Source organism: Vibrio sp. Vb1554, from assembly GCF_033344235.1.
In genome coordinates, this window is the sequence record NZ_JAWPOJ010000015.1 from 24735 (window position 1) to 37834 (window position 13100).

Below are 13100 nucleotides of genomic sequence, written 5' to 3' on the forward strand. Positions count from 1 at the left end.
TTAAGTTCTCTCCGTTTTGCTTAGCCACATTTTATCCATACCCTCACCTTTGATTTGCATCGGGTATACGTGTTCGGTTTCGTCTACGTTGATGTCCACAAACACCAGACGATCTTTCATATCCAACGCTTTTTGTAGCCCTTCTTCGAGCTGATCAGGCGTTTCGATACGAATACCGACGTGACCATAAGCTTCTGCAATCGCTGCAAAGTCAGGAACAGAACTCATGTAAGAATTAGAGTGACGACCTTGATAAATAATGTCTTGCCACTGTTTTACCATGCCTAAGAATCGGTTGTTCAGGTTGATGATCTTCACCGGAATGTCGTATTGCATGGCTGTCGACAATTCTTGAATATTCATCTGAATACTGCCGTCACCAGTCACAACCACGACCTCTTCTTGTGGCATGGCAAACTTCACGCCCATGCCAGCCGGAAGACCAAATCCCATGGTGCCAAGACCACCAGAGTTTATCCAACGGCGCGGCTTATTGAATGGGTAGTACAACGCCGCAAACATCTGATGCTGGCCCACATCAGACGCCACATATGCGTCACCATTAGTTAGCTTGTGCAGCGTTTCAATTACTTGCTGTGGCTTGATTCGTTCTGGAGACGTTTCATAAGACAAGCAGTTACGGTCACGCCATACTTGAATGTCATCCCACCATGCGGTGATAGCATCTTGATCATTTCCACTACCTTGCTCTGCAAGCAGCCCGAGCATGGTTGTCAGCACTTTTTCCGCAGAACCTACGATCGGCAAATCCACTTTCACGTTTTTCGAGATCGATGACGGATCGATATCAATATGCATCACTTTTGCGTTTGGGCAGTACTTTTCAAGGTTGTTGGTTGTACGGTCATCAAAACGCACACCGATACCAAAAATAAGATCCGCTTCATGCATTGCCATATTAGCTTCGTAAGTGCCGTGCATACCCAACATGCCCAGTGAGTTTTTATGTGTACCCGGGAATGCCCCCAAGCCCATCAAAGTACTCACAACGGGTAGGTTCAGTTTGTCGGAAAGCTCTAAAATATGTTCATGGGCGCCAGAAATCACCGCACCACCACCGATATAAAGCACTGGTTTTTTCGCTTCTAATAGCGATTTAAGCGCTTTTTTAATCTGGCCTTTATGGCCCGAAGTTGTCGGCTTGTAAGAGCGCATTGAAAGCGTTTCTGGATATTGATAAGGCAGTTTGATTTGCGGGTTCATTACATCTTTTGGCAAATCAATCACAACTGGACCAGGTCGACCTGTAGTCGCGATATAAAACGCTTTTTTGATTGTTTCAGGAATATCTTCCGCTTTTTTTACTAAAAAGCTGTGTTTGACCACTGGGCGGGAGACACCGACGATGTCACACTCTTGGAAAGCATCATTACCAATTAGGCTATTCGGTACGTTACCCGAGATAACGATCATTGGGATAGAGTCCATATACGCTGTTGCAATACCCGTAATGGTATTGGTCGCGCCCGGCCCCGAGCACACAAGTACGACACCCGGTTTACCGGTAGCTCGAGCGTAACCATCTGCCATATGAGTGGCGGCTTGCTCATGCCTTACAAGTACGTGTTTGATTTGATCGGTTTTGGCATGCAGTGCATCGTAGATATCCAAAACAGAGCCACCTGGGTAGCCAAAGATCTGCTCTACGTGCTCTTCTATCAGAGATTGAACCACCATCTCTGCGCCTGACAACATTGCTGTCATAATTGCTCTCCTTAGCCAGTTTCCTCACCGTAAGGTCAACGGATTGGTCTGGTTTTACATAGTCTAGGTCTTATTCGTAGCCTAATCGAAATACTTCCACGTTTTCGGCTATGTCTTGCGTTCGTCATAACATCCCGCAAGGTTACCCAACAAATGTAACGTTTTATTATCAAAGGGTCTAATGAGAGATTGATCTACTTTTTAAACAAGATACTAGTAATTAGAATGTTAGTAGGAATAGCAGCCACACATCTCCTATTTCACAGTACAACCTAAAAACTCAACGCTCAAAAAAAGAACATTATTTCATAAGCTTTTAGCTACAGAGGGCGAAATAGCGTTATTTGACGAGCAGAGCAGAAAAAATCAATACAAACAAAAATCCCCAGCAATGCGCGATCACATCACTGGGGATTTTTTCATCAATATAAAATCTAAGTCAGCTTAAGTTACTTTTTATCCGACTTTTCCTTATACATTTCTTCAATTTCATCTTGGTATTTGTCATTGATGACTTTACGACGAAGTTTTTGAGTTGGCGTTAACTCACCATCATCCATAGAGAAAGCTCTTGGTAACAATTTAAACTTCTTCACTTGTTCAAACTTTGCCAACTCTTTTTGAAGATCGTTCACCCGCTTCTCAAGCATTTCGACCACCTGGTGGTGCTTAATCAACTCAACGCGATCGTGATATTTGATATTCAGCTCTTTCGCGTACTCTTCTAGCGAGTCATAACAAGGCACGATAAGCGCAGAAACAAACTTACGAGTATCCGCAATGACTGCGATTTGCTCGATGAAGTGGTCTTTACCAATCGCACCTTCAATCATTTGTGGAGCGATGTATTTACCACCTGAAGTTTTCATCAACTCTTTGATACGATCGGTGATGAACAAGTTGCCATTTTCATCAATGTAACCAGCGTCGCCCGTTTTTAGGAAACCGTGCTCATCAAAGGTCTTTTCCGTCTCTTCTGGCATTTTGTAATAGCCACGCATCACCATTGGACCACGAACCAGAATCTCGTTGTTTTCGCCGATCTTAACCTGTGCGCCAGGCATCGACATACCAATAGAGTCGGGGTTAAAACATTTATCATCCCAACACGATACTGTCGCCGTGGTTTCAGTCATACCGTAGCCCAACTTAACGTTGATACCAATCGCATGGAAGAATCGACCGATGGTTTCATCCAACTTTGCACCGCCACAAGGCATAAAGTTGATTTGCCCGCCAAGTAGCGCACGCAGTTTGCTCAGAACCAACTTATCCGCCAAAGCGTATGACTTACGCAGCAAGAGCGATGGCTGACGTTTTTCTTGATGACAAGCGGCCATTTTTGCGCCCATGTTGACTGCCCAAGTAAACATGATCTTACGGTGAATCGGCGCGCGAGACACTTTCTCGTGAATCGCAGAGAAGATCTTCTCATAGAAACGCGGTACGGCACACATCACGGTAGGTCGCACCTGGCTCAGTGCATCACGTACTTGCATGGTGTCTTGCAAATAGCAGTTGGTCGCCCCTTTGTACAATACATAAAAGGTCCAAGCGCGCTCAAATACGTGTGACAACGGAAGGAAACATAATGACACGTCACTTTGAGAAAGGCTCAAGCGCTGATCGTGCCCTTCCAATTGCGCCGCAATGTTTGCGTAGTCCAACATAACGCCTTTTGGCTGGCCTGTTGTACCCGAGGTGTAGATCAGCGTGAGTAGATCATCTTCTTTTGCCTGATCTAAACGCGCGTCCAATTCAACTTGATATGTAGCGTCGCCTTTGGCAACAAATGCTTGCCAAGAGATAACGAAATCATGATCGCCAAGTTCTATATCATCAGACATCGCAACAATGAGCTCTAACTGTTCGCACTGGTCGAAAATGCTCACTGCTGCATCAAATTGAGGCTGTTCACCAACAAACAGAACTTTGACGTCTGCATTGTTAATGATGTACGCCGACTGGGCGGCAGTATTGGTTGGGTAAATAGGTACTGTCACGCTGCGTAATTGCAGTGCTGCGATATCAGCGATCGTCCATTGCGGCATGTTGTTCGAGAAAATGCCGATCTTATCTTGGACTCCTAATCCCTGAGCCAAAAGTGCAAGTGATAAAGCATCAACTTGCTGACCAAATTGCGTCCACGTAATACCTTGCCACTCCTCACCCACTTTATGCTTGAGTGCAACGCGTGTACCACCGTTCGCAATTTGTTCACGAATACGTTTAACGATATGAAAATCTAACTTGGCCATTCTTTTACTTACCTTTTGGCTTACAGGCGTAAGCTAATTGAGCGAACAAGTGTACTCACGGCTTGCTAAAACGCAACTGACCAGTATCAAACTTATCACTAATAAGAGACAACTATCACTTATACGTCGCGAACGTACCTCAAATTGCTGAATGATTACTCTATTTAACTTACTGTTTAGATTGTTTATTACGAAAACAAAAAGCCCCGAGAGACAAAAATCGCTCGGGGACCAATGAATTGTAAAAATTGATGATTACCAATATGGTCTAATCGAGAAGACCAAACGTCATCTTATTTTGCGGCAACGACTTCACCACAAGTGATCATCAGTTGATCGCGCAGCCAAATGTGGCCTTTATCTTTTTCGCTTGATTCATGCCAGCTTAAGAAGCCGCTGATTTCTTTGTTCGCAAATGGGAAATCAAGAATTTGCAGTTGATCGCTGTTTACCGCATTTTCCGCCATCCAACGTGGTGCAATAGTCACAAGCTCAGATTGACCCACCACGTATAGTAGGTTGCTTAAACTAGAACCTTCATACGCCGCTTGGCAATCCAGTTCACGGTACGCTTGCTCTGAGAAACTACGTTGGCCATGCACTTTCGATAACTTCGCATGCTTTTCGTTAAGCAGTTGCTCAGCCGTCACACCACCTTGAATGCGTGGGTGTGTTTTTGATGCGATAACCACTAATTCATCTTTGAAGATTTCAGTACTTGAGAAACCTTGCTCATCAAAACGAGCGTAGTCGATCACGAAATCAATTTCTTGGTAGCGCATACGCTCAGACAACAAACGGTCAAATTCTGCATCTAGGTGAAGCTGAACGTTTGGTGCTTGTTGATTCACTTTTGCCATGATCTTCGGAGCAAAACGCATGTCACAAGGGCTGCAAATCGCAAGCTTGAATAAGCGAGTCGAAGATTCTGGTTGGAATACAGAGCTAGGAAGTTCATTGCGAATCAGCTGTAGTGCTTGGCGAATAGGGCCAAACAGTTGACGAGCTCGTTGCGTAGGCTGAATACCACGGCCTTGGCGCATGAATAGCTCGTCGTTAAACATCACTTTTAAGCGTGCCACGGCGTTACTTACTGCCGGTTGAGACATGCCTAGGTTATGTGCTGCACGAGTAATATTTTGCTCTTGCATTACAGCATCAAATACAGTCAGTAGGTTTAAATCTACACCACGCAAAGTGCTTTCCATACGGTAGCTAGCAATTGCGCTCATCGCGTCTTTCTTCTCTAACATTGAGTGCGCCTCTTTTGTAATCGTCAACTTTGTTCATTAAATTCATAACGAATAGAATCCCATCTCGCACAAAAGACGGCGGCTGGATTCGAATCATTTTACGAATAGATAACCTAACTTTTTATTATATTTATCGTCCGGATACTTCCGGCTCGAACTGTACTATCAACTAATCGATTGCGGTTTCGCAACTAGATTGATATTTAATCAGTAAATTTTAGCCAATTAGGTATTTATTTGTTAAATAACAAATACTTGATAAAAACATAAAAAACTATAAAACACGTAAAAATGCATTCTTTGAGGACGTATTTAGCAAATTGATAGGACAGGCGGTCAACACAAGCATGCATTTAGCTCAGTTATTAGTTGGAATAAGAACAACAGATGACAGCTATATCTCTGATTGAATTTTGCACTTATCAGTCAAATTATCAGCAAATACACACTGAATAGAAATGAGAGAGGAAGAATAAAAATGCAGCCTTCCAAACAGAAAGGCTGCAACAAAATCGTGTCAAAAATGGAAGGAACAATGTACTTAGAACAACGTACTTAAATGTTCGACACGTAACTTGGAAAATCAACCTGCTCCCACAGCTGTCTGGATAACTCTGCTTTTGAATCCCATGCACCTTGCAGTACCCAATGAACAATAGCCTGAGCAACATCTGGGTATTTCACACTTTCGGCTTGTTGCTCCTTTAGCCACTGGCGTACTGCGGAAATGTCTAAGCTCTCCATCGACATCGCAAGCCCTAAATCTTCTAAGGTCGCAACATTGCTCTGCTGCTCGAATTGACCCGCGAGTGGCTTTAGTAACAATTTTTTCCCCAAAGACAAGGCTTCTGAAGGAAGCTCAAACCCACCATTAGCAATGACACCACTACAGCGATGCAAATGATGCTGGAAGTTGCTGTGGCATAAAGGGCGCAGTTCTATGTTTTCTACCTGCTCACATTCGATCACATCCGGGTGATAACAGATAAACGCTTGTTGATTAAAGTGGAACAATAAGTCCGAGATATCTTCAATCGATTCGAACGGTAGATACACCAACACGAAGTCGTCGTTTTCTGCTTGGCTATCGACGGTATGCACTATCGGTGGTAACAAAGGTTGATCAAAATGATGCCAATGCAAACCAAGGTGATGTTGAGAAGGCGCAAAGTATTCAATGACGGATTTATCTAACCAACTTGCTCCCTTTAGTGGCACTGGATAACGGAAAGCATTTTGGTGGCTGATACCAATAGAAGGCTTATTTTGTTGTCTCGCTGCCCACGCAGTCACAGGTTCGAAATCATTAATGATAAGATCGTAGGACGACAGATCGAGTTGCTTAACTTCTTTGAAAAACTGCACCAAATTGTTATTCAATGCTGTTTTCGCGTAGTTTACAGAGCCTTTTTCGGTAATAAAGGTGAAGCCTCGGCGAGTCTGGTAATCGCCAAATGCTTCCATTGAAAAGTATTTTTCCGGCGCTCGCCCAGAAAACAAAAAGTCGACCTCAACATCGTGCTCTTTAAACGCATGACTCATCGCCCTTGCGCGTGCAATATGTCCGTTTCCTGTCCCTTGAACACCGTACAAGATTTTCATCAATTAGCCTCCTAACATCGCAATCGCTAATCCACCACAAAGACTGCCAAGCAGTGCACCAATGATGACATCGGTAAAAAAGTGCACACCCAATAAGATTCGCGCGGTTCCAATTAAACTTGCCCAAAAGAATGCAGCAACGCCTAGGCTCGGATAGAAATGGTCAATCAGCGTCGCCATGACAAACGCAGCGGCAGTGTGTCCTGAAGGAAGACTGTAGCGATCAGAGGGGGTAATAAAAGCAGGAAGGAGTGCATTAAGCTCTTCAGGGCGACGACGCTTAAAACTATTTTTCAGCGTCCAATAAATTGGTAGCTCGATAGCAAAAGCAAGTAAACCCGCCAGTAAAAACCAGACTCCTTGCTCCTTATCTAAATACCAAGCTAATAACCCCAACACCAAGTAAAGATGCCCGTCACCACTGTGGGAAACTCCTTTACTGATATTGGCGACTTGTTGATTAAAACGGTGCTTAAGACAAACACTAGAGAGCGCTAAATCAAACTTAGCAATGGTTGCAATTGGCTGTGTAATTGTCTCTATGGTTCGCATGTGACCTTTCCTTACTTTGACAACGCCTTTGTGTGAAAAGTAGGAGGTTTAGGTGACAACAGCATGACGGGAGTTTGGACAATTAATGACAAAGGCCAAATTAAGGTGCGCCCAACAATTTATCTATTGGGCATAACCATAAAAATAGAACATTAAGAAGGGTTTGATAGTTGCGGTTGAGGGGTGTCTATATACCAGACTTTTCTCTTCTTGCGGCAGGCGCGCAAAGAGCCCGTCGTCATGTCGCCATCTTTTGTAAGCTCATAGCTCAGTGAGCGGCAAGTATAGTTTCCCGACAGTTCATGCTCTATACTCGTTTGCTCCGTTTTACTCGAGTTAGGCTCTAGTAGAGGGTTAGGCTGAGTAGATAAAATGTCACGATTTATCACATTGCTGCGCGCATAATCCTTATGGACATAACCTTTTATCACTCCTTTCTGTTCAACGAGAAACCAAGGTTGATCAACCACTTTTGCTAGCACATTAAAGACTTCCCCTTTCGATAATACGCCAAGCTTTGCCCCTTCAAGACTCGGTTTGGAGCGTAGGTTTAATGTGGTCTTAGAGCGGTAAGAGACATCCATAAACTCTACTGGGTTTGAGGTATCGACACCTTCAGTGGTTGGTCGGAAAACTTCCGCTTGCTGTTTCTCACTAGGCTGGACACGGATCTTCCACCAAGAATACGTTTCCGGATCTTTACCTTTAAACTTATTTCGGCTGTCAGACTCAAGGGCAACAAGCATCTGATTCAAGAACGATTCGCGTCCTTCATAACTCAAAAATCGGTCCATTTGATCATTGATGACCATGACGCTCTGTGAGTGATCATTCATAACAACGGGGGAAGCCACTTCCACATAGGTCTGCGATTGAAACAGCTGACAACCCGACAAGCTGACCAGAGTAAATACTATGGCTGAACGTCCAAATTGTTTTGTTAACCTCATTCTTTCCCTAACCCTTATATTTCTTTTACCTAGTGCAACTGCACTACTATAAATGGTCATTCAAAACTTTTGCCAAACAATTCGAACCTTTGTGTGACAAGTCGCAATCCCGATGCTTGTTTTGGTAATGAAACGTCGCAAACTTGATGAGAACTTACTTCTTCTAGCACGTTTCTATCGCATCATGTCGTTTCACTTAGTGCATCATTTTTTTCAAGCAAACGAAAAGACTCATCCGATATGAATAAAAAATCGACTTTAGGGTTGACGCGCTTCATGGAGTGCGGTACTAATTTGTTAACTTAATTATGTGGAAAGCTTAACAACTATGTCAGCTCATTTTTCTATCCTGCTTAGCCTCCTCCTGATCGTGACCAGTTCGCGCGGGTAGGCTGTGGAAGAAAAATAACCACACCAATTTCTAAGAACCCGCATGAGAATGCGGGTTTTTTTATATCTAAATACTGGAAGTAAACGATTCACTTGCGCAAAAGTGCAGAAATCAGGAAGGAAGCAAACATGAACGATCAGGTCATTATATTCGACACCACATTGCGTGATGGCGAGCAAGCGTTGTCAGCAAGCTTGACGGTTAAAGAAAAACTGCAGATTGCCTATGCGCTGGAAAGACTCGGCGTTGATGTTATCGAAGCTGGCTTCCCAATCTCTTCACCAGGTGATTTCGAGTCTGTACAAACTATCGCAAAAAACATAAAAAACAGTCGAGTTTGTGCCCTTTCGCGTGCCGTTGCGAAAGACATTGATGCTGCCGCTGAAGCATTAAAAGTGGCTGACCAATTCCGTATTCACACGTTTTTAGCCACTTCCACCATTCACGTAGAAGACAAACTACGCCGCAGCTACGACGATGTACTAGAAATGGCAGTCAACGCCGTTAAACATGCACGTAACTACACTGATGATGTCGAGTTTTCTTGTGAAGATGCTGGTCGTACTCCAATCGACAACCTATGTCGCATGGTAGAAGCCGCCATCAATGCAGGTGCGAGTACAATCAACATTCCAGATACCGTTGGCTACACCGTACCAAGTGAGTTTGGTGGGATTATTGAAACTCTATTTAACCGCGTTCCGAACATTGATAAAGCGATCATCTCCGTTCACTGTCACGACGATTTGGGGATGTCAGTTGCCAACTCTATTGCCGCCGTTCAAGCTGGCGCACGTCAGATAGAAGGCACGATCAATGGCATTGGAGAGCGAGCGGGTAACTGTTCACTTGAAGAGATCGCAATGATCATCAAGACTCGTCAAGAGTTTTTGGGCGTTCACACTGGCATTAAGCATGATGAAATTCACCGCACCAGTAAGTTGGTTAGCCAGCTATGCAATATGCCTATTCAAAGCAACAAAGCAATTGTGGGTGCAAATGCGTTTAGCCACTCTTCAGGCATCCACCAAGATGGCATGTTGAAGAATAAGAATACCTACGAAATCATGACCCCTGAGTCTATTGGCCTAAAAAACCAAGCTCTGAACCTAACCAGCCGCAGCGGTCGCGCTGCCGTGAAGAGCCATATGGACACCATGGGTTACAACGAAGACGAGTACAACCTAGACGCACTGTATGCGGATTTCTTGAAACTTGCTGACCGCAAAGGCCAAGTGTTCGATTACGACCTAGAAGCCCTAATGCACTTCTCGAACTTGCGTGAAGAAGATGACTTCTACAAATTGAGCTACCTAAGCGTGCAGTCTGGCAGCGTAATGGCTACCACCAGCATCAAAATGCAATGCGGTGATGAAGAAATGTGTGAAGCAGCGGTCGGTAATGGCCCAGTTGATGCGCTATACCAATGTATCTACCGCGTGACAGGCTACGACATCGTTCTGGATAAATTCGACCTAACCGCGAAAGGTGAAGGTGAAGATGGTTTGGGTCAAGCAGACATCATTGCCAACTACAAAGGTCGCAAATACCACGGTACGGGTGTTTCCACCGACATCGTTGAGGCTTCCGGCCAAGCATTATTGCACGTTATTAACAGCATTCATCGTGCAGATAAAATCGAAGAAATGAAGCAGAAAAAGATTGCGACTGTGTAATAACAACCGGGCTACACGGCTCAGGAAAGAACACGCTCGTTGAAATAATTAAGCTCAAAATTAGAAAACTTAAAGGATTAACATGACAGACAAATCGTACAAAATTGCCGTCCTACCCGGTGACGGCATTGGCCCGGAAGTAATGGCGCAGGCACATAAAGTATTGGATGCAATCGAAAAGAAACATGGTATTGCGTTTGAGCGTGACGAGCATGATGTCGGTGGTATCGCGATCGACAATCACGGTTGTCCACTTCCGGAGAGCACAATAAAAGCATGTGAAGAGTCTGATGCAGTCTTATTCGGCTCGGTTGGCGGCCCTAAGTGGGAGCACTTACCACCAAATGACCAACCTGAACGCGGTGCCCTACTGCCACTACGCAAACACTTCCAACTGTTCTGTAACTTACGTCCAGCGCAAATTCACTCAGGTCTTGAAGCTTTCTCACCGCTACGTGCAGACATCTCGGGTCGCGGCTTTGACATCGTGGTAGTCCGTGAACTGACGGGTGGTATCTACTTCGGCCAACCGAAAGGTCGTGAAGGTGAAGGCGCAACAGAAAAAGCATTTGATACTGAGGTGTACCACCGCTTTGAGATCGAACGTATTGCAAAAATCGCTTTTGAATCTGCTCGTCTACGTCGCAAGAAAGTGTGCTCTATCGACAAAGCGAACGTTCTACAAAGCTCTATCTTATGGCGTGAAGTAGTCGAAGAAATCGCAAAAGACTACCCAGATGTCGAGTTGTCACATATGTACATTGATAACGCGACTATGCAGCTTATCAAAGACCCTGCTCAGTTCGACGTAATGCTGTGTTCAAACATCTTCGGCGACATCATTTCTGATGAATGCGCGATGATCACAGGCTCTATGGGTATGTTGCCATCAGCAAGTCTAAACGAAAGCAAATTCGGTCTGTACGAGCCAGCAGGCGGCAGTGCACCAGATATCGCAGGTAAGAACATCGCTAACCCTGTGGCACAAATCCTATCTGCTGCACTGATGCTGCGTTATAGCCTAGGTGAGGAAACAGCGGCACAAGACATCGAAACGGCAGTTTCAAAAGCACTATCAGCGGGTGAGCTAACGGGTGACCTTGCTGGTGACAACCCTGCACTTTCGACGTCTGAGATGGGCGATAAGATCGCTGAGTACATCTTAAACTCTTAATACAAAACAGATTCATAATAAATACTAAATCCTCTATCCACCAATGACTTACCTCTAAGTCATTGGTGCTAAAACAAAGCAACAAGGATAACGAGGAAAGGAAGCAAACAATGGGCAAAACATTATACGAAAAAGTCTACGACGCACACGTTGCCGTCGCAGCAGAAGGGGAAAACCCAATCTTGTACATCGACCGTCACTTGGTACATGAAGTGACGTCTCCGCAAGCATTTGACGGCTTGCGTGAAAAAGGTCGTAAAGTGCGTCAGGTCAGCAAAACTTTTGCCACCATGGACCACAACGTTTCGACAACCACCAAAGACATCAACGCATCGGGTGAGATGGCTCGTATCCAGATGGAAACGCTATCGAAAAACTGTGAAGAGTTTGGCGTTACGCTTTACGACATCAACCACAAATACCAAGGTATTGTGCATGTTATGGGCCCAGAGCTTGGTATTACCCTACCGGGCATGACCATTGTTTGTGGTGACTCACACACTGCTACACACGGTGCATTCGGCTCGCTAGCTTTTGGTATTGGTACATCTGAAGTTGAGCACGTATTAGCGACTCAAACGCTAAAACAAGCGCGCGCTAAAACGATGAAGATCGAAGTGAAAGGCAAAGTAGCTCCGGGCATTACTGCGAAAGACATTGTGCTAGCAATCATCGGTGAAACCACAGCAGCAGGCGGTACCGGTTACGTAGTTGAATTCTGTGGTGAAGCGATCACTGACCTTTCAATGGAAGGTCGTATGACCGTATGTAATATGGCGATTGAGTTAGGTGCAAAAGCCGGTTTGATTGCACCAGATGAAACCACATTCGAATACATTAAAGGCCGTAAATTCTCCCCTCAAGGTGCGGACTTTGATGCAGCAGTAGAATACTGGAAGACGTTAAAAACTGACGATGATGCTCAGTTTGATGCCGTAGTAACGCTGAACGGTGCAGACATCAAACCACAAGTCACTTGGGGCACAAACCCAGGTCAAGTAATCGCGGTAGACCAGCCGATCCCAGCACCAGAGAGCTTTGCGGACCCAGTAGAAAAAGCCTCGGCAGAAAAAGCATTGGCTTACATGGGTCTAGAAGCGGGCAAGTCATTGTCTGATTACAACGTCGATAAAGTCTTCGTTGGTTCTTGTACTAACTCACGTATCGAAGACATGCGCGCAGCCGCTGAAGTAGCGAAAGGTCGCAAAGTCGCGTCTCACGTTCAAGCGCTCATCGTTCCTGGCTCTGAGCAAGTAAAAGCGCAAGCAGAAGCGGAAGGTTTGGACGTGATCTTTAAAGAAGCGGGCTTTGAATGGCGCCTACCAGGTTGTTCAATGTGTCTAGCAATGAACAACGACCGTTTAGGTCCACATGAACGTTGTGCGTCTACTTCAAACCGTAACTTTGAAGGCCGCCAAGGTCGTGATGGCCGTACCCACCTAGTGAGCCCTGCGATGGCAGCGGCGGCAGCAATTGCTGGTCACTTTGTAGATATTCGTGAACTAGACTAAGGAGCAAA

9 protein-coding genes are annotated in these 13100 nt (G+C 45.0%); 3 read left to right on the forward strand and 6 right to left on the reverse strand.

Annotated elements, in window-relative coordinates:
• The 6 genes from R8N28_RS13675 to R8N28_RS13700 form a co-directional block, all read right to left on the reverse strand.
• Window positions 1-1725, reverse strand: coding sequence for an acetolactate synthase 3 large subunit (locus R8N28_RS13675; protein ID WP_005379695.1), 1725 nt, complete (start codon window positions 1723-1725; stop codon window positions 1-3).
• 449 nt (window positions 1726-2174) lie between these two features.
• The gene (locus tag R8N28_RS13680; RefSeq protein ID WP_005379694.1) at window positions 2175-3983 is read right to left on the reverse strand and encodes an AMP-dependent synthetase/ligase; all 1809 of its coding nucleotides are present in this window, start codon (window positions 3981-3983) and stop codon (window positions 2175-2177) included.
• Window positions 3984-4276: 293 nt separating this feature from the next.
• Window positions 4277-5236 (reverse strand): LysR family transcriptional regulator CalR, encoded by a 960-nt coding sequence (gene calR / locus R8N28_RS13685; RefSeq protein ID WP_005379693.1) that lies wholly within the window; start codon window positions 5234-5236, stop codon window positions 4277-4279.
• A 555-nt stretch (window positions 5237-5791) separates the two neighbouring features.
• Window positions 5792-6838, reverse strand: a complete 1047-nt coding sequence (locus R8N28_RS13690) for an MJ1255/VC2487 family glycosyltransferase (protein WP_005379691.1) — start codon at window positions 6836-6838, stop codon at window positions 5792-5794.
• A gap of 3 nt (window positions 6839-6841) precedes the next feature.
• On the reverse strand, window positions 6842-7390 hold the full coding sequence (locus R8N28_RS13695) for a phosphatase PAP2 family protein (protein WP_033906038.1): 549 nt from the start codon (window positions 7388-7390) through the stop codon (window positions 6842-6844).
• Between the two features lie 152 nt (window positions 7391-7542).
• Complete coding sequence (locus tag R8N28_RS13700; RefSeq protein WP_203345701.1) at window positions 7543-8340, reverse strand: SH3 domain-containing protein; 798 nt, start codon at window positions 8338-8340, stop codon at window positions 7543-7545.
• Between the two features lie 519 nt (window positions 8341-8859).
• Here R8N28_RS13700 and leuA point away from each other — a divergent pair.
• The 3 genes from leuA to leuC all read left to right on the forward strand — a co-directional run bounded on the left by leuA (window position 8860) and on the right by leuC (window position 13092).
• Complete coding sequence (gene leuA / locus R8N28_RS13705) at window positions 8860-10407, forward strand: 2-isopropylmalate synthase (protein ID WP_005379685.1); 1548 nt, start codon at window positions 8860-8862, stop codon at window positions 10405-10407.
• A gap of 82 nt (window positions 10408-10489) precedes the next feature.
• Window positions 10490-11581 (forward strand): 3-isopropylmalate dehydrogenase, encoded by a 1092-nt coding sequence (leuB, locus tag R8N28_RS13710; RefSeq protein ID WP_005383068.1) that lies wholly within the window; start codon window positions 10490-10492, stop codon window positions 11579-11581.
• Between the two features lie 110 nt (window positions 11582-11691).
• The gene (leuC, locus tag R8N28_RS13715; protein ID WP_167415662.1) at window positions 11692-13092 is read left to right on the forward strand and encodes a 3-isopropylmalate dehydratase large subunit; all 1401 of its coding nucleotides are present in this window, start codon (window positions 11692-11694) and stop codon (window positions 13090-13092) included.
• Window positions 13093-13100: the final 8 nt, after the last annotated feature.